The sequence below is a fragment of the Streptomyces sp. S4.7 genome (genome assembly GCF_010384365.1).
Classification (GTDB): Bacteria; Actinomycetota; Actinomycetes; order Streptomycetales; family Streptomycetaceae; genus Streptomyces.
The window spans coordinates 4,710,392-4,732,820 of the sequence record NZ_CP048397.1 but is presented as its reverse complement, the minus strand read 5'-3'; the positions used below and the strand labels follow the sequence as shown (position 1 = coordinate 4,732,820).

Sequence of the window (22,429 nt, the reverse complement as noted above, 5' to 3'; positions counted from 1 at the left end):
GTAACTCGGCTCCCCCGTACGCCGGTCGGTGCGGGCCGCCGTACACCGGTCGGTCAGCCGGCGAACCAGCGCACGGGCCGTGGCGCGAGGTTCTGGTAGATGTGCTTGGCCTCGCGGTACTCGGCGAGACCGGCGGGCCCCAGCTCGCGCCCGATGCCGGACTTGCCGAAGCCGCCCCACTCGGCCTGCGGCAGATAGGGGTGGAAGTCGTTGATCCAGACGGTGCCGTGGCGCAGCCGTCCGGCGACGCGCCGCGCGCGTCCGGGGTCCGCCGTCCAGACACCGCCGGCCAGCCCGTACTCGGTGTCGTTGGCGAGCGCGACGGCCTCGTCCTCCGTACGGAAGGTCTCGACGGTCAGTACGGGGCCGAAGACCTCCTCGCGGACGACCCGCATCTCGCGGTGGCACTGGTCGAGGACGGTCGGCTCGTAGAAGTACCCCTCGGCGGGCCGCTGTTCACCCGGTTCGGGGCGCTTGCCGCCGGCCCGCAGCACGGCGCCGTCGGCCAGGGCGGAAGCGACGTACTCCTCGGTCTTCGCCAACTGCCCGGCCGATACGAGGGGTCCGCACTCGACGCCCTCGCCGGTGCCCCGGCCGAGCCGGATCCTCGCGGCACGGCGGGCGAGTTCGGCGACGAAGCGCTCGCGCAGCGACTCCTCGACGATGAGGCGCGAACCGGCGGAGCAGACCTGGCCGCTGTGGATGAACGCGGCGTTCAGGGCCTGGTCGACGGCGGTGTCGAAGCCCTCGTCGGTGGCGCAGGAGTCGGCGAAGACGACGTTCGGGTTCTTCCCGCCCAGCTCCAGCGCGACCTTCTTGACACCGGGCGCGGCGGCCCGCATCACCTTCGTACCGCTGGCCAGTCCGCCGGTGAACGACACGAGGTCCACGCCGGGGTGCTCGGCCATGCGGGCGCCGACGGGGTCTCCGGCGCCGGTCACGAGGTTGGCGACGCCGGGCGGCAGACCGGCCTCGGTGAGCAGGTCGATCAGCGCGACGGTGCTGAGCGGGGTGATCTCGCTCGGCTTGACGACAAAAGTGTTGCCCGCGGCCAGCGCCGGGGCAATCTTCCAACTCGCCTGGAGAAGCGGATAGTTCCATGGGGTGATGAGCGCGCAGACACCGACGGGTTCGTGCACGACGACACTGTGGATCTCCGGGGAACCGGCGTCCACGACCCGGCCGCCGCTCTCGTTCGTCACGAGGTCGGCGAAGTGGGCGAAGGCGTCGGCGACGCAGTCGACGTCGACCCGCCCCTCCTCGACGGTCTTGCCCGCGTCCCGGCTCTCCAGCGCTCCGAGCGCCTCCCGGTCCCGCCGCAGCAGCCCGGCGACCCGCCGCAGCAACGCTGCCCGCTCGGTGACAGCCGTGCGCGGCCAGGCCCCCGCACCCCCGTCGAAGGCCCCGCGTGCGGCGTCGACTGCCGCGTCGACATCCTCGGCGCCGCCTTCGGACACCACCGCGAACGGCTTGGCGTCGGCGGGGTCGAGGATCTCGCGTGTGGCACCGGAGGCGGCTTCGCGCCACTTCCCGCCCACAAAGATGGTCTGTTGTGCCGACACGTCGCGTTTGGCCTTCCGTTCCCGATATGCACCACCACCAGCAACAACTGGCGATCTGGGCGCCTGCCCAGGGCTGGGGAAAGCATGCGCGTTCGATGGCCGAAAGTGTTCAGGGTCACGTGGAGCCGGGTTTTCACCGCCCCGGACGGCACGAAGGCCCCTCGCCGGGGGATGCGAGGGGCCTTCGAGTACCGACCTCACGGCGGCGCGGGCCGCCGTGAGGTCGGTCAGACGACGGACTTGGTGCCGTCGACCGCCGCGGAACGGCCGAAGATGCTGACGGCCTGGTAGTACGTCCACGCCGTGCCGTCGCAGGAGGTCTTCGTCGCGCCCGAGTAGTTGGCGCAGACCCGCTTCAGGTCGGAGTAGAACGCGTTGTCCAGCCGAGCCTTGTTGGCGGAGAAGGAACCGGCCGCCTTGTAGTTGCGGTAGCCGAAGTCGTGGCGCGCGCAGGACGTCTGGAACGGGAAGCCGAAGGGGTTGTCCGGCGAGGACGAGCAGTAGTCCGTGGACCAGTCGAAGCCGTACGCGGACCAGGCGCCCTGGTTGCCGCGCGCGGAGACCCACGAGTTGTAGCTGGCGGCGCTGGTCTGCGTCCAACTGCTCAGCACCTGGGGCTTGTCGGCCGGTGCGGCGGCGGCGGAGTTCGCCGACATCAAGGTGGCGGGGAGAGCGAGAGCGAGAGCGGCGAGCGGCATCGCCAGACGTCGGCGCATGTCGGAAACCTCCGGTGGGGAGACAGGTTGACGCTCCGTGTCGGGTGACACGGAGCTTCCCTCAGAGCGAGCGGCGCGGTCGCCACACGGGTCTACGCGCGATGACCGACGCGGGAATGGTCCCCCAGAAGTGGCGCGTTGTAACCATGCTCATGACGAAACAACTGGAAAACAGGGGCCGAACTCGTCGACATATGGCGCCAATTGGTGTTCGACGGGCAGCACCCCCTACTCACTGGGGCCCGACCGGTGGCCGGTTCGTCCGCTATGGCCGCACGGGCTCCCCACCCGGCCCGCCACACGAGCCCCAGGGACCGCCGCGGTGCCAGGCCCTGTCTTCACACTGGCGCCTGGCTCAGGACGCCCGGCACGCACGCCCGCCGTGTCGCCGGACCCGCCCGAGTACGCCCGGCACGAGAGCGACCCTCCGCCCCGCGATGCACCGCACCGACCGCCGCGGGCCCCGCCCCGCGGGCGGACGGCGCTACATCCCGGACACGCCCCAGGGGTTGTCGGGCTCCGGCCCCGGCCCGGACTCCCGTCCCGGCTCCGGAGGCTTCGCGGCTCGCTTCCCCTTCTCCCGTTGCAGCTTCCAAGCGGCCCGCCTCGCCTCCTCCTTCTCCATCAGCCGCCTGATCTCCCGCACTTCCTCGTTCAGTTCGAGGGACGCGTCCTCGTCCTCGGGCTCGTCGCCCAGCCGGTCCTGCTCGCTCAGTTGTCTCGCATGCGCCTCGATCGGCGGATCCGGGTCGAAGTCCGAAGGGCGGGGCCCCTCCGGTCCGTCGGGCCCGATCCGTACCAACTGCTCCACGCGCGCGACCCGGTAGCGCCGCCCGGCCACCGCGATGCCCGCCCCGCGCTTCTCGTCCAGCCGGTCGGCCGCCCGCGCGTACTCCTCGCGCTCCGCCTCACTCAGCCTCTGCCGAATGGGCGTCATGACGCGGAAGTCCACCGCCAGCCGGTCCCGCGCGGCCTGCGGGCTCGGCGCCGCACCCGAGTGCGGCTTCCACTGCCCGTCCCCGCCGCACTCGGCGATCGCGAACTCCGCCGGCAGCAGCACCCCGCCCGGATGCGTCTCCACGGCCCGCAGAGAATCGCCGCGCACATCGGGCGGCGCGGTCCCGGCCTTCAGTACGAACTGCATCAGATCGAACTTGAGCAGCCCCTCCGCCATCCCCGTACCGATGTACGGATCGATGACGAACCCCTTGATGCGACTGGGCAGCCGGTGCGCCTCCCCCACCTCTCCGGGGTCCGGGTCCGACGGCCTCGGCGGCTCGGGCCCGTCCGGACCCAGCCGGATGAACTGCTCCACCCGCACCACGCGGTACCGCGTGCCGAGCACCCGCAACTCGTCCACCGCGACCCGGTCGAGCTTCTCGTACGCCGCGCGGTACTTCTTGCGGTCGCCCGCGCGCCCGGCTTCCGCGGCCTCGTTGGCCAGCCGGCGGAAGTGCGAGCCGAGGGAGTCGCGGACGGACTGCGGTGTGTCCCCTGCGGAGCCCAGGATCTCCCAGCCGCCGCGCTCCGACTCCGTCGCGGCGACGAAGACCGGCAGCCCCATGCCCACGATCGTGGGATACCGCTCCCGGGCCCGCCACGCCTCCTCGTCGGCGAATGCCGCGATCGGACCGTCCTGCACCGTCATGCGGATGGTCCGGTACGCGGGCAACCCCTCTCCGTATGCGTTCATGCACTCAGTGTGCTCGAACGGCCGCCGCCGGTGGTGCCGAACGGAAAATCAACACCCGGCGGGTGTACGGGGGTTGACCCGCCTCCCCGTCGTACGACGGAGCTCCCGGTGGCCGGGGCGGCCGCCGGGAGCTCCGTGTCACCTACCGCGCTCCTGCGGGTCAGAGCAGACCGAGCTCGCGGACCGCGTCGCGCTCCTCCGTCAGCTCCTTCACCGAGGCGTCGATGCGCGCGCGGGAGAAGTCGTTGATGTCCAGGCCCTGGACGATCTCGTACGCGCCGTTCCTCGTGGTGACCGGGAAGGAGGAGATGATGCCCTCCGGGACGCCGTACGAGCCGTCCGACGGGATGCCCATGGAGGTCCAGTCGCCCTCGGGGGTGCCGTTGATCCACGTGTGGACGTGGTCGATGGCGGCGTTGGCGGCCGAGGCCGCCGAGGACGCGCCGCGGGCCTCGATGATCGCCGCGCCGCGCTTGGCGACGGTCGGGATGAAGGTGTCGGCCAGCCACTGCTCGTCGTTGACGGTCTCGGCGGCGTTCTTGCCCGCGATCTCCGCATGGAAGATGTCCGGGTACTGGGTGGCCGAGTGGTTGCCCCAGATCGTCAGGCGCTTGATGTCCGTGACCTGCGCGCCGGTCTTCGCGGCGAGCTGCGAGATCGCGCGGTTGTGGTCGAGCCGGGTCATCGCGGTGAAGCGCTCGGCCGGTACGTCCGGGGCCGCCGCCTGGGCGATGAGGGCGTTGGTGTTGGCCGGGTTGCCGACGACGAGAACCTTGATGTCGTCCGCGGCGTTGTCGTTGATGGCCTTGCCCTGAGGCTTGAAGATGCCGCCGTTGGCGGAGAGCAGATCGCCGCGCTCCATGCCCTTGGTGCGGGGGCGGGCGCCGACGAGCAGCGCGACGTTGGCGCCGGAGAACGCGGCGTTGGCGTCGTCGGTGATCTCGATGCCGCGGAGCAGCGGGAAGGCGCAGTCGTCGAGCTCCATGGCGGTGCCCTCGGCGGCCTTCAGGCCCTGCGGGATCTCCAGCAGACGCAGGCTGACCGGCACATCCGCGCCGAGCAGTTGGCCGGAGGCGATGCGGAAGAGCAGCGCGTAGCCGATCTGGCCGGCTGCGCCGGTGACGGTGACATTCACGGGAGTGCGGGTCATGGCGGTCTCCGTTAGACAGCGGTGGAACGGCGGGCGGCAGGGGCCCTGCCCCTGGTGCGGGCCATCTCTCCGACGGCGGGTGAATCTTGTCTTGACGTGAAGAGACAACCGCCGGTCAGGCTATCCGACGGGGAGCGGGCGGGGCGCGACGGGGCGGAACCGCACTGCGGGGGTGGCGCGGCGACGCCCCCGGGCTCGCGGGAGCAGTCCCTCGCGCGACCCGATCCGTCCGGCGCGCGGGTCCCACCCACACGGCCCCGCGCGCCGCGTAGGTGGCACCGTCGTACGGCGCCGGTCACCGGGCCGCCGTGCAGCCCTCCACGCCCGTCGTGAGCGTCGCGCACGCCTTCGCCTCGGACGCCGTGGCCACCGCGACCATCGGGGTGTAGGCGTCCTTGTCCGCGTTGACCGTGCCCGTTTGGGGCTTTCCCTCGCCCTGGTCGGCCGCTATCTCTATCGTGTCGCCGGGCGCCGCCTGGGTGATACGGGCCCAGGCCACCCCGCACGTCTCGCTGTAGCGGACCTCGACGACCGCCGTGCCGACCGTCGCGGTCGTCGCGGTCTCGGCGAACTCGCCTCCGCAGCCCATGAGTTCGGGGTCCTCACCCGTGCAGTCGTCGCCCGCGCACTTCACCCCGGCGGGCAGTTCGGGCGCGCTCGTGGTCGGCTTCGCCGACGGGGTCTGCGCGACCGGCTTCTTGTCGCCGCCACCACCGAGGTCGGTCAGCAGGAAGGCCCCGGCCAGCACCAGCGCCGCGCCGACGAGAGCCGCCACGAAGATCGTCGTCCGGCGCTTGCCGCGCCCACCGCCCTCTCCGGACGGCACGGGCTGCGCGGAGGGGGTCGACGGCGGGAAGCCGGGGGGCGGGCCCTGGGGGGCGCCGGCCGGAGGACGGTTCGCGCCGGCGTAGCCCCCCGCGCCGCCGGCACCCGCACCCGGAGGCGTCGCCGTACGTCCGCCGGGGCGGCTGCCCCCGGAGCGGCCGGGGCCGACGTCGCCGCCGAACTCGCCGAGCGCGTCCCGCGCCTGGGTGATCCGGATCGCTTCCATCGTCATGTCGTGACGCATCTCGGAACGGCTCCACGCCCGCTCCGAGAGCTCCCACATCGTCGTGAGGTGCAGCGGATTCGTCCCGGTCACCTCGGCGAGCGCCACGATCGCGCCCTTGGGCGCGAGCAGCCGCCCGTTGAGATACCGCTCCCACGACGTCTTGCTGTAACCGGTGCGGTCCGCCACCGCGGCGATGCTCAGGCCGCTCTTGTCCACAAGCCGGCGCAGCTGCGTGGCGAACTCCCTGACCTGTGGGTCGAGCTCCTCCGGTAGTGCCTTCCAACGAGGCATTACTTCCCCCTTGTCCCCCCGCACGCGATCTGAATGTGCTCCGCGACCGCCGCCCCCACGCCGGCCGACGACTACCCCAAGGGATGCGCGGAGCCAGGGTGTCAGTTCCAGAAATGGGAGTGCACCGGAGCATTCGGGACAGTCCCCGCGCCCCCTCGCGCGCCGTCCCCGATTTCCGTCCCCCAGTTTCGCATCCGTTGCCCGACGATCACACCATGGCGGAATGGTCACTTCCGTGCCACAGGCATCTACCGGACCTTGTAGCCGGTTGGCGCGTCCATGACGCTGGTCACATGCCGACGGCGCCCGTCCCGACTCGGGGGAGGGGATGGGCGCCGTCTCGGATCCGAGCGGGGGTTACGGGACCGTCGAGTGGACCACGTCCTCCAGGAACGGGATCTCCAGCCAGGGCTTCGGCTGCGTCATCAGCGACAGCAGCACGATCGCGACTCCGAGCAGGCCGTACGTCACCATGTCGGTGAAGCGTGACCGTACGGCGAGCATGCCGACCGACGGCATGATCCGCCGCAGGATCGCGCCGGTGACCAACGCCACACCGATCAGTATCGTGCCGATGCGGAACGACTGGTCGAACGGTGCCAGCCCGACGATCAGCAGCCCCAGACCCGTCGCGCCGACCACGGTCAGCAGGGGCCACTGACGGGCGGGCGCGGGGGCGTCGCCGGGAGCGGCACGGCCGCCGCCCTCGGGCCGCGCGGTGTCCTGCGTGACGGTCGGAAAACGCCGCGAGGTGCCGGGGGCCGCTGGGGCCTCGCCGCCGTCGCCCGCGTCGTCCCCCTTCTCCGCGTGCCCGTCCCCGCCCGCGTCCGCCTTCCGCCCGTCGGCCTCGTCGGCCTTGTCGGCTTTCTCGTCCGTCTCCGGGGTCGCCACCGCCTCGGCCACCCCCGGCTCGCTCACGGCAGGGCCGCCCTCACCGCCGGGCTCGGCGGCCGCACTCGTACCAGCACCCATGGGTGCCCCTTTCACGTTCCGCTTCCGCTTCCGGCGCGCTCCGCCGCCTCGACGACGTTGACCAGCAGCTGCGCGCGGGTCATCGGGCCCACTCCGCCGGGGTTCGGGGAGATCCAGCCTGCCACTCCCGCGACGTCCGGGTGGACGTCGCCGGCGATCTTGCCGTGCTCGTCGCGGCTGACGCCGACATCGAGGACGGCCGCGCCCGGCTTGACGTCCTCCGCCTTGATGACGTGGCGCACACCGGCGGCCGACACGATGATGTCGGCCTGCCGCAGATGCGCGCCGAGATCACGGGTGCCGGTGTGGCACTGCGTCACGGTCGCGTTCTCGGACTTACGGGTGAGCAGCAGCGGGATGGAGCGGCCCACGGTGATCCCGCGCCCGACGACCACGACGTGCGCGCCCTTGATCTCGACACCGTGCGCGCGCAGCAGCTGGATGATGCCGTACGGGGTGCACGGCAGCGGACCGGTCTCGTTCAGCACCAGCCGGCCGAGGCTCATCGGGTGCAGCCCGTCGGCGTCCTTCTCCGGGTCCATCAGCTCCAGGACACGGTTGGCGTCGATGCCCTTGGGGAGCGGCAGTTGCACGATGTAGCCCGTGCAGTCGGGGTTCGCGTTCAGCTCGCGTACGACCGCCTCGATCTCCTCCTGGGAGGCGGTGTCGGGCAGCTCACGCTGGATCGAGGCGATGCCGACCTCGGCACAGTCGCGGTGCTTGCCGTTGACGTACCAACGGCTGCCCGGGTCGTCCCCGACGAGCAGGGTCCCCAGGCCGGGGGTGATGCCCTGCGCCTTGAGGGCCGCCACGCGGGCGGTCAGGTCGGACTTGATCGCGGCTGCCGTGGCCTTGCCATCGAGAATTTGGGCGGTCATGCGTCCATCTTCGCGGATGACCCCACCGCTGTTCCAATCCAAGGTCATCCACGAGGTCGGCGCGGGGCCGGGCACAAGATCGCGGAGTCAAGATCAACGACGCTCCGCCAGGTTGCACTTGCACAACACCTGGCAATACCGACTGGACAAAAAGTCCTTGTGAACCGCACGATGACCGCGCAGTACGCGGTCAGTGTTGGGGGGCAAACCGCTCGGATTTGTGACGTTCCTCCCCCGGATCCGCGATGTCCCCGCGTTACCAACGGAGGAATCCCGCCATGAGCTTTGGCGACCCGAACAACCCTTACGGACAGCAGGGCCAGCCCCAGGGACAGCCGGGTTACGGCTACCCGCAGCAGGGCCAGCCCCAGCAGCCGCCGGCCAACTACGGTTACCCGCAGGCTCCCCCGGTCCAGCCCGGCTACGGCGGCTACCCCGGCGGCCCGATGGGCGGTGCCCCGCAGTCCATGCCCGGCCTGATGACCGCGGCCCGCGTCCTCATGTACATCATGGCCGGGTTCCAGATCATCGCCGCCATCATCTTCGCCATCGCTCTCGCCGCCGTCTCGGACGTGGCCGACTCCGACTCCGGTGACGCGCTCGCCGGTATCGGTTTCATCGGCGTCGTCCTTCTGCTGGCCATCGCCGGTGTATCGATCCTGCTCGCCGTGAAGTTCTCCAGCGGCGGCACGGCGATCCGCGTCTGCACCATCGTCTACGCGTCGCTGATCATCCTGGGCTCGCTCGCCAACTTCACGTCCGGTCAGGCGACCGGCGCGGTCGGCGGTCTCATCAGCCTCGCCATCGGCGGCATCATCCTCGCCTCGATGGTGAACTCGCAGGCGTCGGCGTGGTTCAACCGCCCGCGTTACTGAGCAGCACCGCGCGCACGGGCGAGCCCGTGCGCATGCCAGAAGGCCGTAACACCCGTCGTACCGACGTGGTTTACGGCCTTCTGGCGTCTGTCGCCCCACCCCGTGGCGGAACCGGCGGCAGTGCACGGCCGACGGGCGGGCACGGAACGTACGGTGGCCGCCCCCGGCACGAGGGGGGCGGCCGTCTCCGCATCGGGACTCAGTGGAAGAAGTGCCGCGTCCCGGTGAAGTACATCGTCGCGCCCGCCTTCTTCGCCGCCTCGACCACCAGCTCGTCACGGACCGAACCACCCGGCTGCACCACGGCCTTGACCCCCGCCTCCAGCAGGATCTCCAGACCGTCCGGGAACGGGAAGAACGCGTCCGAGGCCGCGTACGACCCACGGGCCCGCTCCTCGCCCGCGCGCTCCACGGCGAGCTTCGCCGAGTCCACGCGGTTGACCTGGCCCATGCCGACGCCGACGCTCGCACCGTCCTTGGCGAGCAGGATCGCGTTGGACTTGACCGCGCGCGACGCCTTCCACGCGAAGGCCAGTTCGCGCAGCTCGGCCTCCGACAGGGCGTCACCGGTCGCGAGAGTCCACGTCGAGGGGTCGTCGCCGTCCGCCTGGAGCCGGTCGGCGACCTGGAGCAGCGCGCCGCCGTCGACGGGCTTCACCTCGACGGCGGCAGAAGGACCACCCTCGCAGCGCAGCACGCGGATGTTCTTCTTGCGGGCCAGCACCTCGACGGCGCCGTCCTCGTAGCCGGGCGCGACGATGACCTCGGTGAAGATCTCGGCGACCTGCTCGGCCATCTCGACGGAGACCGGCCGGTTGACCGCGATCACACCGCCGAACGCGGACAGCGGGTCGCAGGCATGGGCCTTGCGGTGCGCCTCGGCGATGTCGTCGGCGATGGCGATGCCGCACGGGTTGGCGTGCTTGATGATCGCGACGCACGGCTCGGCGTGGTCGTACGCGGCACGGCGCGCGGCGTCGGTGTCCGTGTAGTTGTTGTAGCTCATCTCCTTGCCGTGCAGCTGCTCGGCGTCGGCGAGGCCCCCGCCGGAGCCGCCGGTGTAGAGCGCGGCGGGCTGGTGCGGGTTCTCGCCGTAGCGCAGGACGTTCTTGCGCTCGTAGGTCGCGCCGAGGAAGTCCGGGAGGCCCGAGTTGTCGGCGGCGGCGTAGTCGGCGGCGAACCAGGAGGCCACCGCCACGTCGTACGCGGCGGTGTGCTGGAACGCCTCGGCGGCGAGCCGCTTGCGGGTCGTGAGGTCGAACCCGCCGTCCTGTACGGCGGCGAGGACGTCCCCGTACCGCGCGGGGCTGGTGACGATGGCGACCGACGGGTGGTTCTTGGCCGCCGCGCGGACCATGGACGGTCCGCCGATGTCGATCTGCTCGACGCACTCGTCCGGGGTCGCCCCGGACTCGACTGTCTCGCGGAAGGGATAGAGGTTCGAGACGACCAGCTCGAAGGGCTCGATGCCGAGTTCGGCGAGCTGCTCGCGGTGCGCGGCGAGGCGCTGGTCGGCGAGGATGCCGGCGTGGACGCGCGGGTGGAGCGTCTTGACGCGGCCGTCGAGGGTCTCCGGGAAGCCGGTCAGCTCCTCGACCTTGGTGACGGGCACACCGGCGGCGGCGATCCGCCCGGCGGTGGACCCGGTCGAGACGAGCGTGACGCCGGCCGCGTGCAGTCCACGGGCGAGCTGTTCCAGACCTGTCTTGTCGTAGACGCTGACCAGCGCGCGGCGGATGGGCCGCTTCGTACCTTCGACGGCCTGTCCGGCGGTCTCTTCGACGCTCACTGGATTGTTACCTTTCGTCCCTCAATGCGGTAGCCGTGCCGGGCGATGCGCCCCACGACATCGACGAGCAGCCGTCGCTCGACGTCCTTGATGCGCTCATGGAGAGCGACGCCACCGTCCGCGTGGTCCTCGTCCCGCACCTCGACCACGCCTTGGGCGATGACCGGGCCGGTGTCGACGCCGTCGTCGACGAAGTGGACGGTGCAACCGGTGACCTTCGCCCCGTACGCGAGCGCGTCACGCACCCCGTGGGCACCGGGAAAACTGGGCAGCAGGGCGGGGTGGGTGTTGATGAGGCGTCCGCCGAAGCGGGCGAGGAACCGCTTCCCGACGATCTTCATGAAGCCGGCCGAGACGACGAGATCGGGCTCGTACGCGGCGGTGGCCCCGGTGAGCGCGGCATCCCACTCGTCGCGCGTCGCGTGGTCCTTGATGCGGCAGACGAAGGTCGGCACCCCCGCGCGCTCGGCGCGTTCCAGACCGGCGATGGATCCCCGGTCGGCGCCGACGGCGACGATGCGGGCGCCGTACGCCACCGGATCGTCGGCGATGGCGTCGAGCAGGGCCTGGAGGTTCGTACCGGAGCCGGAGACGAGGACCACGAGCCGGGCCGGGGAGCCGAATTCGACCGGGGAGCCCGGTTCCTTCGGGTCGGCCGGGGTGTCGGGGGCGGGCGGGGACGGCGGGGAGGCCACGGCGGAACGCCTTTCTGGAAGCGAGCACAGCCTCGCGGGTCGTGCGGGTCGTGCGGCTTTGTGTGGTCGTACGAACGGATCGTGTCTGCCGTATCGGGGAACTCTACGAAGGAGCCGACCGTCAGCAACGATACCGGCACACCGAACGGCCCCCGGGGGACGGGGGCGCGGCCGGGAGGTAGCGTCAGGGGACACGGACCTGTCTCCGGGACGGTCCATCACGACACAAGACCCCTTGCGCCAAGGGTCTGAGGGGAAGACGTTCACCAGATGCCGGACCGACGACACCGCACGGCACTCCATGTCCCGCAGCCCACCGGGCCGGTGCTCCTGCTGCGCGAACGCCAGTCCTCGTCCGCGGGTTCGACCGGGCCGGAGGGCCCTTCGGGGTCGGACGGAACTCCGGAGCCGGGAGGATCCTCCGGGAGTTCGGGGGGTTCGGGGCCGTCCGGACCGTCCGGACCGTCCGGGTCCTCGGGGTCCTCGGGGTCCTCCGACGACAATCCGTTCGCGCCGCCGCCCGAGGACAGGCCCGACCAGCCGTGGCAGCCGCGCCACCCCCAGAACGAGGGCGGGGCGCCGGACGACCAGTCGTCGGGCGGTGACCGTTCGGGCTGGGGCAGCCAGTGGAGCAGCCGTCAGCCGGGCCGCTCGTCGGGCGGTTTCGGCGGCAGGCCCGGCAGCCAGAACGGACCGGGCGACGGACAGAACGGACCGAACGGCCGCCAGGACGGCCCGGAGGGCCAGCCCGGCAAGGGCAGGGGCGGTCTGCGCTGGGACCCGACCGACCCGTTCCAGCGCCGCGCCCGGTACGCGCTGCTCTCCGGCATGTGGGCGTTCTTCTTCGCCCTCTTCGACTTCCCGGAGATCGCGCTGCTCCTCGGCGCGCTCGCGCTCTACTGGGGCATCAGTTCGCTGCGCGCCGAGGCGCCGCTGTCCCGTACGCAGGTCGACGGCCCGGCTGCGGGCGGTACGGACGTGCGTACGGCCTCCGGTTCGGGCTCGGGTACGACGTCTTCCGCACCGGCCACCACGGACGCCCCGCCGGCACCGGGCACCCCTCCGAACGCCCCGGCCCAGGGCACGACGGCGCACAAGCCGCAGACGACCGCGGCGGTGAGCGGGATCGTGACGGCGGCGATCGCCCTGCTGATCGTGGCGGCGACGTTCACCGTGCAGCTCGTCTACCGCGACTACTACACGTGCGTGAACGACGCGCTGACGAAGACGGGCCAACTGGCCTGCAACGACAAGCTTCCCGACTCGCTGGTCTCGATCTTCGGCGTCCAGAAGTAGCCGGGGAGCACACGGCTGACACGACGGTGGCCCCGCCCCCTCCTGATTCCGGGAGGGGGCGGGGCCACCGCTCGTTCGAGTGGTGTCGGCGCCGGTCAGTCGGCCTTTTTCGCCTCCGGCTCGGGCGCGGACCCGGGCTCGGATTCGCGCGTGGACCCGGGCTGGGACTCGGACGACGGCCCCGGGGGCGGCTCCGCGTCCCGGTCGGGCGAGATGCCGGTCGGCGGACCGCCGGGCGGCTGCTCGGCCGCCGCCCGCCCCGTCTCCCCCGAGTCCCGGTCGAGGAACGCCTCCCGCTGAAGGAAGTCGTACGGCTCCTGCGTCGGGGCGGCGCCGTCCGCCCCGACCCCGGCCGCACCGTCCCCCTCCTCCCGCTCCATCGCCCCCTCGTCCGCGGCCCCGTCCGCCGTTCCCGCTCCCCGCCGCCACGGCGCCCCTCTCCACCGGGCGGTCTTCGTCGCGGTCCCATCCACCGGAGCGTCCGGCGGGGCATCCATCGAGACCGCGCTGCGAATCGCCGCGCCCGCCTCTCGCACCTCTGCCGCCGGTTCCGGCCCGTCCGGCGCGTCCACCACATCCGTCCCGCGCCGCTTCCGCAGCCGCCAGGCCCGTACCGTCAGCGCCGCCGGTACGGCGATGGTCACCGTCCAGACCAGCGCGGCGGCCCCGGTCAGCCACCACACCGGCCCGAACTCGGCCAGCCGCCCCGTCCCCATCGGCCCGCCCGCCACCGCGGCCAGAGCCGCCGTCAGCACCGCGCATCCGGCGCCCGCGAGCGCCGCCGCTAGCGCGGTGTCGCCCGCGCCCCATGCCTCGTCCCGCTCGACGTAGGGCGGGGCGGCGACCCGCACCGTGTACCAGGCGATCACCAGCCCGGCCACCACGGGCACGACTCCCGTCGCCCATGTCACGACCATGCCGGGCCCCTCGGCGGGCACGGCCGCCAGCAGCGGGAAGGGCGGCAGTGCGGGGCTGCCCGTGACGGCGAGCGGGGTGACCGTCGCCGACGTGCCGAGCGCGAAGCCGGGACCGAGGGCGTACGACGCGCCCCAGACCGCCGCGTTCGGGAGGAGGGCGACGGACAGCAGCAGCACGGCGACCCGTCCGGACCAGGCGGCCGCCAGTTGCAGGAAGGTTTCCTGTGCGGCGTCCGCGTGCCACAGCAGCGAACAGAGGACGAGGAAGACCCCGCCGCCCAGCAGCGCCGCCGTCCCGGCGGTCGCCGACCGCATCGCGACGACGGCCCGGCGGCGCCTCCCCGCCGCCACGGCCGCCGGCGCCGGCGCCGTGTCCGCCCGGCCGGGGCGGGACAGCCGGTCGAGCAGCGGACTCAGCGGCCGGCCGCTCGCCACCCATACCCCGGCGGCGGCCGAGAGCAGCGGCACGAGGGGCAGTTCGAGCGCCGTACCGAACGTGTGCGTGGAGAGGACTCCGCCTCGCGCGTAGAGCACGACGGCCCCGCCGACCAGCAGATATCCGCCGGCGACCGTGCACAGCCCGCCGAGCGCCGTGAGCTGGGGCCGGCCCTCGTCCGGCTCCAGCGCGTCGCGCGCCGACCGGTAGACCAGCCATACCGGCAGCGCCATGACCAGCAGGGGTACGACTCCGACGGGCGCGGGCACCCCGGAGAGGGTGTCGGGCCGCACGAGCTCCGCGCCGTGCGCCAGCAGCCACAGCGCCGCCGCGATGCGAAGGGCTCCGCCGGCGCCGCTGTCGGGGTAGGGGGAGCTGATCCACGCGGCGATGACAAGCGCGGCGAGGGAGCCGAGGCCGAGGACCGCCGCGAAGGCTCCCCGGAGGAACGCGGCGGTCAGCGCGGCGGCCCGGCCCCGCTCGGTGGCCGAGGCCGAGGCCGAGGACAACGTGGTGCCGCTCTCGCTCACTTGGGTCACGTCGCCATGCTGCCAACGACACGCGCTTAAACCGCGTAACAGGCGGATAGCCGTTGTGTCGCTCAATATATGTTTATGTACTTTTTCGGCCAGTACAGTGCTGCGGGGAGTTCTTCATGAAGCAGAGCACCACTCCTTCCTCGTCGGTGCCTACGCTTCCTTCCCCGAAAGAGCGCCGCAGACTGCGCGAGGCCATGGACATGACCGAGAAACAGGTCGCGACGGCGGTGGGGGTCACCCGAAGGACCGTCAGATCCTGGGAGACGGGGCGCACGACACCACTGGGGCGCAAGCGCGAGACGTACGCGCGGCTGCTCGCCGCGTACGCGGCGGAAATCGAGGAGAAGAAGCGCGCGAAGGGCGGGCGCCGGCCGAAGGACTCGTGGAACTCCCCGGCGCGGAAGGCGGCCACGGCTCCGGCGGAGGCACCCGCATCCGCATCCGCTCCACCACCCGCGCCGGAACCCCGCACCGACAGCACCTCCCTCAAGGACGCCCTCCCCGGCGAGCCCTCGTCCCCGTCCCGGCCCACGCCCTCGCGCAAGAAGCCCCTCAACCGCCGCCCCGTCCGCACGGTCGAGGAGGACAGCCGCTCCCGGCAGAGCGCCCAGCGCCGCAAGGAGAAGGCCGAGGCCGAGGCCATGGCCGGGGCCGGGGCCGGGGCCGGGGCCGGGGCCGCCGCCGCCGAGGCCGCCAGGCTGACACCCGCTCAGGCCTTCGACGAGTTGTACGCGTACGCCGCCCCCGCGCTCGTACGCCAGACGTATCTGCTCACCGGGCGTCGCACGCTCGCCCAGGAGTCCGTCGAGCGCGCCTTCCAACTGGCCTGGCACCGCTGGCCCGAGGTCGCCGTCGACGCCGACCCGGCGGGCTGGGTGCGGGGGGCGGCGTACGACCACGCGACAGCGCCCTGGCACCGGTTCCGGCGCGCCTGTCGCCACCCGGACCCGTTCACCGGCGAACGCGACGGACGCGCGCTGCGCCGCACGCTGCTGGATCTGCCGCCGATGTACCGGCGCACGCTGCTGCTCCACGACGGTCTGGGGGTCGGCCTGCCCGAGACCGCCGCCGAGACGGAGGCGACCACGACGGCCGCCACGAACCGGCTGCTGCACGCGCGTGAGGCCGTCGTCGGGCAACTGCCCGACCTGGGGGACGAGGCGGTCCTGTTCGAGCGGATGCGCGAGCTGGCGAGGACGGTGTCCGCGCCGGCCGTCGCGACCGCGTCCGCCGTGCGGCTGGCGAGCGAACGCCGCGCCAAGTTCTGGACGCGGGTCGCGATCGCCGTCACCGTGCTGATCATCGGGGCGACGGCCTTCACGGTCGTCACGGCGCCGACGCGGTACGAACCGACGCCCGCGCCCGGCCAGCGGGTCGGCGGTGTCCCGGCCCCGAAGGGACCGCAGAAGCTCGACAAGCAGGACCTGAAGCTGCGGGACGCGCTCCGGGCCGTGCCGGTGAACGGGCCGGGGCGGCTGGTGCCCCGGATCCCCTGACGCGCGGAGGGCGTGTCCGCGCACGCGCGTGGGCCCGCACCACCTGAAAGGTGCGGGCCCACGCGCGTTGTGCGGCAGTACAACCGCCGTACTCGATACGACCGTACCGCCAAGAGTCCGCCCGCGTCAGCCCGCGAGGATCGCCCGAGCGAGACCGGCCGTCTCGGTCGGCGTCTTGCCGACCTTGACGCCCGCGGCCTCAAGGGCCTCCTTCTTGGCCGCCGCGGTGCCCGACGAGCCGGAGACGATGGCGCCGGCGTGGCCCATCGTCTTGCCCTCGGGCGCCGTGAAGCCCGCCACGTAGCCGACGACCGGCTTGGTCACGTGCTTGGCGATGAAGTCGGCCGCGCGCTCCTCGGCGTCGCCGCCGATCTCGCCGATCATCACGATGAGGTCGGTGTCGGGGTCGGCCTCGAACGCCTTGAGGGCGTCGATGTGCGTCGTACCGATGACCGGGTCGCCGCCGATGCCGATGGCGGACGAGAAGCCGATGTCACGCAGCTCGTACATCATCTGGTAGGTCAGCGTGCCGGACTTGGACACGAGACCGATCCGGCCGGGCTTGGTGATGTCGCCCGGGATGATGCCGGCGTTGGACTGGCCGGGCGTGATGAGACCGGGGCAGTTGGGGCCGATGATCCGGGTCTTGTTGCCCTTGCTCGACGCGTACGCCCAGAAGGCGGCGGAGTCGTGCACCGCGATGCCCTCGGTGATCACGACGGCGAGAGCGATCTCGGCGTCGATGGCCTCGACGACCGCGGCCTTGGCGTGGGCCGGCGGCACGAAGAGGACGGACACGTCGGCGCCGGTCTTCTCGATGGCCTCCTTGACGGAGCCGAAGACCGGGACGTCGGTGCCGTCGAAGTCGACGGACGTGCCGGCCTTGCGCGGGTTGACCCCGCCGACGATGTTGGTGCCGTCAGCGAGCATGAGCTTGGTGTGCTTCATGCCGGTGGCACCGGTCATCCCCTGGACGATGACCTTGCTTTCCTTGGTCAGGAAAATAGCCATGGTGTTGGTGACCTTTACCTTTACTTCGCAGCCGCGAGCTCGGCGGCCTTGTCGGCCGCGCCGTCCATGGTGTCCACGCGCTGTACGAGCGGGTGGTTGGCGTCCGACAGGATCTTGCGACCCAGCTCCGCGTTGTTGCCGTCGAGGCGAACGACCAGGGGCTTGCTGACGGTCTCGCCCTTGGACTTGAGCAGCTCAAGGGCCTGCACGATGCCGTTGGCGACCTCGTCGCACGCGGTGATGCCGCCGAAGACGTTGACGAAGACGGACTTGACGTCCGGGTCGCCGAGGATGATCTCCAGGCCGTTCGCCATGACCTCGGCCGAAGCGCCGCCGCCGATGTCGAGGAAGTTGGCGGGCTTCACGCCGCCGTGGGCCTCGCCCGCGTACGCGACGACGTCGAGGGTGCTCATGACGAGCCCCGCGCCGTTGCCGATGATGCCGACCTCGCCGTCGAGCTTGACGTAGTTGAGGTTCTTGGCCTTGGCGGCGGCTTCGAGGGGGTTGGCCGCGGCCTTGTCCTCAAGGGCCTCGTGGTCGGGCTGGCGGAAGTCGGCGTTCTCGTCGAGCGAGACCTTGCCGTCCAGCGCGATGATCTTGCCGTCACCGGACTTGATCAGCGGGTTGACCTCGACGAGCAGGGCGTCTTCCTTGATGAAGACGGTCCACAACTGCTGGAGGACGTCGGCGACCTGACCGGCGATCTCGGCCGGGAACTTCGCGGCGGCGACGATCTCGGCGGCCTTCTCCGGGGTGCAGCCCTCGTTGGCGTCGACCGGGATCTTGGCGAGCGCGTCGGGGTTCTCCTCGGCGACGACCTCGATCTCCACGCCGCCCTCGACGGAGGCCATGGCCAGGAAGGTGCGGTTGGTGCGGTCGAGGAGGAAGGAGACGTAATACTCCTCCGCGATGTCCGCCGTCTGGGCCAGCATCACCTTGTGGACCGTGTGGCCCTTGATGTCCATGCCCAGAATGGCGTCGGCCTTGGCGACCGCGTCGGCCGGGTCGGAGGCCAGCTTCACGCCGCCGGCCTTGCCGCGGCCGCCGACCTTGACCTGCGCCTTGACGACGGCTTTGCCGCCGAGACGCTCGGTCACCTCGCGCGCCGCCTCAGGCGTTTCGATGACTTCACCGGCCAGCACCGGTACACCGTGCTTGGCGAAGAGGTCCCTCGCCTGGTACTCGAACAGGTCCACGCGCGTCCGTCCCTTGTCTGTCTTCTAAGATTCGCAGTGATCGCGGTTCGTAATCTGCGTGGGCGTGCCGCGATGGGCAACGTGACTGCACTTGTCACAAGGAAGGCGCAAACGGAGGCCCGGAGCGCGGCATGTCCGTCTCGCAGGTTATCCCCGTGGGCCGTGGACCCCTAAATCACAGATCACCCCTGAGCGGTGATACCTGTCACAGACACGTGGATGCCTGGGGTGGCTAGGGGGTGGTGGTGTCCGGTATCGGTAGGGGGCGCTTCTCGATCGCCGCCGCCATCACCTCCGGGAACAGGTCGGGGGTACAGGCGAAGGCCGGGGCGCCGAGTGCGGCGAGGGCCGCCGCGTGGTCGCGGTCGTAGGCGGGCGCACCCTCGTCGGACAGCGCGAGCAGCGCCACGAACTGGGTGCCCGACGCCTTCATCGCGGCCACCCGCTTCAGCATCTCGTCGCGGATTCCGCCCTCGTACAGGTCGCTGATCAGGACGACGACGGTGTCGGCGGGCCGGGTGATCCGCGACTGGCAGTAGGCGAGCGCGCGGTTGATGTCCGTGCCGCCGCCGAGCTGGGTGCCGAACAGCACGTCGACGGGGTCGTCCAGCTGATCGGTGAGATCGACGACCGCGGTGTCGAAGACGACGAGGCGGGTGGCGATCGAGCGCATCGAGGCGAGGACGGCGCCGAAGACGGAGGCGTAGACGACGGACGCCGCCATCGAGCCCGACTGGTCGATGCAGAGGACGACTTCCTTCTTCACGGACTGTGAGGCACGGCCGTATCCGATGAGGCGTTCGGGGACGACCGTGCCGTACTCCGGCAGGTAGTTCTTGAGGTTCGCGCGGATCGTGCGGTCCCAGTCGATGTCCCGGTGGCGCGGCCTGTTGATCCGCGCGGAGCGGTCGAGGGCGCCGGTGAGCGTGGCACGGGTGCGGGTGGCGAGCCGCTTCTCGATGTCGGCGACGACCTTCCGTACGACGGCGCGCGCCGTCTCCTTGGTCGTCTCGGGCATGGCCTTGTTGAGTGAGAGGAGCGTGCCGACGAGATGGACGTCCGCCTCGACGGCCTCCAGCATCTCCGGTTCGAGCAGGAGCGCGGAGAGATTGAGCCGCTGGATCGCGTCGCGCTGCATGACCTGGACGACGGAACTGGGGAAGTACGTGCGGATGTCGCCGAGCCAGCGTGCGACGGAAGGGGCGGAAGCGCCGAGCCCGGCGGAGCGGTTGCCGGTGCTCTTCCTGGCCGTGCCGGTGTCCCCGCCTCCGTACAGAGCGGTCAACGCGCCGTCCATCGCGGCGTCCTGGCCGGTGAGCGGGCGTCCGGTGCCGTCGGCCGAGGCTCCGCCGAGCACCAGCCGCCAGCGCCGCAGCCGCTCGTCGGCCGCGTCGTCCGCCGTGCCGCTCGTGTCGGTGCCGCCGTTCGTGCCGGTCGTCGTGCCGGTATTCGTCATCGGGCCGCCCCCGCGAGGTCGTTGTCGTCGTCGTGCTCAGGGCTGGGCGGCGGAAGCTCCCGGGTCGCCGGTCCGCCGAGAAGGAGACGCACGACCGAAAGGACCCCGTCCGCGCGGGTCTCGTCGATGCCGGCCCCGAAACCGGGGATTCCCGCCTCGGAACGGCCGGGCCGCGCGCCGCCTCCCGCCGGTCCGCGCCGGACCAGCTCGCCGAGCGTGCGGCGCACTCCCGGCTCGTACGCGGAGAACGTACGGCGCAGCAGGGGCAGCACGTCGGTGAAGGAGCCGTCCGGCACCCCGGTCAGCCAGGTGTCCACGAGGCCGAGCAGCCGTTCGTCGTGGACCAGGAGCATCCCGCCGCCGGACGCGCCTCCGACGAACCCCTCGATCCAGGCCGCCGCGTCGGCCGGCGGCGAGGCGGGTGACAGGGCGAGGCCCATGAGGCGCGCGGCCTCGTCCTCGGGGAGGCGTCCGTCGTCCAGGAGCAGCCGGGCGGATCTGCCCCGGACGACCCCGGGGACGGTGTCCCGCCCGGCCAGTTTGCGCAGTACGGCGCCCCAGCGGCCGGAGAGGTCCCCGGCGGGGCGGCCGGGGACGTCGGGCAGCAGGCCGATCGCGGTGTGGACGCTGTCGAGGTGCCCTCTCATCTCGGCCGCGCCGTCCGCGTCGAGCCCGGCGCAGGCGGGCGGCAGTCCGACGCAGATCCGCTCGGCGAGCCCGGCGGCGACCTCGCCGAGCGCCGCCGTGTCGGTGGACCGTACGTCTCCGTAGCGCAGCGAGCGGGCGAGTGCGGGCAGGGCGTGGGCGAGATGGGCGACGTCGGCGTCCAGCGCGGCGCGGTCGGCGAGGGCCTTCATCACCACGGGCAGGGCGTCGGTCAGCTCGGCCAGGAGGCACTGCTCGGCCAGGGCCGTGACGTCGGCGAGCGCGGTCGCCGACACCGCCCGGGACTCGGCCTTGGCGGTGGCCGCCGAGAGGACTGTGGTGCCCCAGACCCCGGCCTCGGCGACCCGTACGTACAACTCGGGCTCCCAGCGCAGCCGCCAGCTCTCGCGGAAGGTGCCCGTGCTGCCACGCCCGGCGGCCGGCTCGCCCCAGCCGATGCCGAGCAGCCGCAGCCGGTGCAGCATCCTGCTCCGGCCCGCGTCGGTCTCCTTGCGGAGGTCGAGGTCCAGCTCGCGCTCCAGCGCCTGCGGCTTCAGCCGCAGCGAGCGCTGGAGCCGGGTCAGGTCGCGCTGCAACGGCACGGCCGGGGCGGAGTCGGGGACCTCGCCGAGGACGTCCCCGACGACGAGCCGGTCCCTGATGAGTCCGAGCGGTACGTCGGAGCCGTCGCACATGACGGCACGGACGGCGTCGGTGGTCTCGGTCAGTCCGGCGAGGGGCCGGCCGCGCATGGTGGCCAGGGTCTCGGCGAGCCGTACGGCCTCGATGACATGGGCGGAGGAGACGGGCCGGTCCTCCTCGCGCAGCAGACCGGCGACCTTGGTCATCCAGCGCTCCACGGGGCGGTCGGGCGCGCCGAAGAGGTGGCCGTACCAGCCGGGGGAGTCGATGCCCGCGCCGTATCCGCTGTGTCTGGCCAGCCGGTGGTGGGTCCACGGCACCCAGGTCATCTCGGACTTGACCTTGGGCAGTCCCTTGAGGAGGGCGCGGTCGGCGGTGGCCGTGGTCTTCGCGCCGAGTGCGGGCACGTGCCACGCCCCGCAGACGACGGCGACCCGGTCGTCACCGAACTCCTTCCGCGCGGCGCGGAGTTGGATCCGCATGTACGCCTCGCGGACCAGGTCGCGGCGGTGCCCGCCGTCGCCGTACTCCTCGCGCAGGGCCGTCATCGCCTCGCCGACGGCGGCGAACGGCGCGAACGGGTCGGTGGTGGCCCCGCGGTGTTCCACGACGTCCTCCCACCACCGCTCGGCGTCGTCGTAACCGGCGGCTTCGGCGAGGACGGCGAGCGGATCGATGCGCAGCGCCCGCGCGGAGGCGTCGGGGTCGGGAGCGGCCTCCGGGCCGGGACCGGTCTCGCCCTGCGGCGTCCCGTCCCCTTCGGTGAAGGCCAGGGAGTGCGTCGCGGGGAGGTCGATGAAGCGGACGGGGACGTCGCGGGCGAGCGCCCAGCGGATCGCGACCCACTCCGGGGAGAACTCGGCCAGGGGCCAGAACGCCGCGCGCCCCGGATCGTCCACGGCGTGGGCGAGCAGCGCGACCGGCGGGCGCATCTGCGCGTCGCCCGCCAGTGACACCAGCGCGTCGCCCTCGGGCGGGCCCTCGATCAGGACGGCCGACGGCTCTGCGGTGTCGAGCGCCGCCTGTACGGCGCGGGCCGAACCGGGCCCGTGGTGCCGGACGCCGAGCAGCAGCGGACCGCTCCCGGTCGGCCGCGCCGGGCCCGCGCCGGGCACCGGGGACG

The 22,429-nt window shown here is 72.2% G+C and carries 17 protein-coding genes; 3 read left to right on the top strand and 14 right to left on the bottom strand.

Features of this window, described 5'->3' with window-relative positions; translation table 11 throughout:
* Positions 1-53 precede the first annotated feature (53 nt).
* The 7 genes from SSPS47_RS21245 to SSPS47_RS21215 form a co-directional block, all read right to left on the bottom strand.
* Positions 54-1,562, bottom strand: coding sequence for an aldehyde dehydrogenase family protein (locus SSPS47_RS21245; protein WP_164252453.1), 1,509 nt, complete (start codon positions 1,560-1,562; stop codon positions 54-56).
* A gap of 227 nt (positions 1,563-1,789) precedes the next feature.
* On the bottom strand, positions 1,790-2,278 hold the full coding sequence (locus tag SSPS47_RS21240) for a phospholipase (protein WP_147874256.1): 489 nt from the start codon (positions 2,276-2,278) through the stop codon (positions 1,790-1,792).
* Positions 2,279-2,762: 484 nt separating this feature from the next.
* Entirely contained in the window at positions 2,763-3,971 is a 1,209-nt protein-coding gene (locus SSPS47_RS21235; RefSeq protein ID WP_203557894.1) for a DUF5954 family protein, read from the bottom strand.
* A gap of 160 nt (positions 3,972-4,131) precedes the next feature.
* Positions 4,132-5,121: a malate dehydrogenase gene (locus tag SSPS47_RS21230; protein ID WP_164252452.1), complete on the bottom strand. Its 990-nt coding sequence runs from the start codon at positions 5,119-5,121 to the stop codon at positions 4,132-4,134.
* A gap of 295 nt (positions 5,122-5,416) precedes the next feature.
* Positions 5,417-6,463 (bottom strand): XRE family transcriptional regulator, encoded by a 1,047-nt coding sequence (locus SSPS47_RS21225; RefSeq protein WP_164252451.1) that lies wholly within the window; start codon positions 6,461-6,463, stop codon positions 5,417-5,419.
* Between the two features lie 357 nt (positions 6,464-6,820).
* Complete coding sequence (locus tag SSPS47_RS21220) at positions 6,821-7,435, bottom strand: DUF3017 domain-containing protein (RefSeq protein ID WP_164252450.1); 615 nt, start codon at positions 7,433-7,435, stop codon at positions 6,821-6,823.
* An 11-nt stretch (positions 7,436-7,446) separates the two neighbouring features.
* A complete protein-coding gene (locus SSPS47_RS21215) occupies positions 7,447-8,313 on the bottom strand; it encodes a bifunctional methylenetetrahydrofolate dehydrogenase/methenyltetrahydrofolate cyclohydrolase (RefSeq protein WP_164252449.1) in 867 nt (288 codons plus the stop codon).
* Between the two features lie 278 nt (positions 8,314-8,591).
* On the opposite strand from SSPS47_RS21215, the gene SSPS47_RS21210 reads away from it, so the two are divergent.
* Positions 8,592-9,188, top strand: a complete 597-nt coding sequence (locus SSPS47_RS21210; protein WP_164252448.1) for a hypothetical protein — start codon at positions 8,592-8,594, stop codon at positions 9,186-9,188.
* A gap of 199 nt (positions 9,189-9,387) precedes the next feature.
* Here the strand turns inward: SSPS47_RS21210 and purH are convergent, their stop codons facing one another.
* Together purH and purN are read right to left on the bottom strand one after the other, a co-directional pair.
* Positions 9,388-10,977, bottom strand: coding sequence for a bifunctional phosphoribosylaminoimidazolecarboxamide formyltransferase/IMP cyclohydrolase (gene purH, locus SSPS47_RS21205; RefSeq protein ID WP_164252447.1), 1,590 nt, complete (start codon positions 10,975-10,977; stop codon positions 9,388-9,390).
* On the bottom strand, positions 10,974-11,579 hold the full coding sequence (gene purN, locus SSPS47_RS21200) for a phosphoribosylglycinamide formyltransferase (protein ID WP_239065308.1): 606 nt from the start codon (positions 11,577-11,579) through the stop codon (positions 10,974-10,976). The genes purH and purN overlap by 4 nt, the downstream gene beginning before the upstream one ends.
* Positions 11,580-11,942: 363 nt before the next feature.
* Between purN and SSPS47_RS21195 the strand changes: the two genes are divergently transcribed.
* On the top strand, positions 11,943-12,968 hold the full coding sequence (locus SSPS47_RS21195; protein WP_164252445.1) for a hypothetical protein: 1,026 nt from the start codon (positions 11,943-11,945) through the stop codon (positions 12,966-12,968).
* 95 nt (positions 12,969-13,063) lie between these two features.
* Here the strand turns inward: SSPS47_RS21195 and SSPS47_RS21190 are convergent, their stop codons facing one another.
* Positions 13,064-14,860: a DUF6350 family protein gene (locus SSPS47_RS21190; protein WP_164252444.1), complete on the bottom strand. Its 1,797-nt coding sequence runs from the start codon at positions 14,858-14,860 to the stop codon at positions 13,064-13,066.
* Between the two features lie 116 nt (positions 14,861-14,976).
* Here SSPS47_RS21190 and SSPS47_RS21185 point away from each other — a divergent pair, with 116 nt between their 5' ends.
* The gene (locus SSPS47_RS21185; RefSeq protein WP_164252443.1) at positions 14,977-16,356 is read left to right on the top strand and encodes a helix-turn-helix domain-containing protein; all 1,380 of its coding nucleotides are present in this window, start codon (positions 14,977-14,979) and stop codon (positions 16,354-16,356) included.
* A 126-nt stretch (positions 16,357-16,482) separates the two neighbouring features.
* On the opposite strand, the gene sucD is transcribed toward SSPS47_RS21185, so the two are convergent.
* The 4 genes from sucD to SSPS47_RS21165 all read right to left on the bottom strand — a co-directional run bounded on the left by sucD (position 16,483) and on the right by SSPS47_RS21165 (position 22,421).
* Positions 16,483-17,367, bottom strand: coding sequence for a succinate--CoA ligase subunit alpha (sucD, locus tag SSPS47_RS21180; RefSeq protein ID WP_147874265.1), 885 nt, complete (start codon positions 17,365-17,367; stop codon positions 16,483-16,485).
* Positions 17,368-17,387: 20 nt separating this feature from the next.
* Positions 17,388-18,563: an ADP-forming succinate--CoA ligase subunit beta gene (gene sucC / locus SSPS47_RS21175; protein WP_147874266.1), complete on the bottom strand. Its 1,176-nt coding sequence runs from the start codon at positions 18,561-18,563 to the stop codon at positions 17,388-17,390.
* A 232-nt stretch (positions 18,564-18,795) separates the two neighbouring features.
* Positions 18,796-20,019, bottom strand: a complete 1,224-nt coding sequence (locus SSPS47_RS21170) for a VWA domain-containing protein (RefSeq protein ID WP_164252442.1) — start codon at positions 20,017-20,019, stop codon at positions 18,796-18,798.
* Positions 20,016-22,421: a DUF5682 family protein gene (locus SSPS47_RS21165; protein ID WP_239065307.1), complete on the bottom strand. Its 2,406-nt coding sequence runs from the start codon at positions 22,419-22,421 to the stop codon at positions 20,016-20,018. The genes SSPS47_RS21170 and SSPS47_RS21165 overlap by 4 nt, the downstream gene beginning before the upstream one ends.
* Between the last annotated feature and the right edge of the window lie 8 nt (positions 22,422-22,429).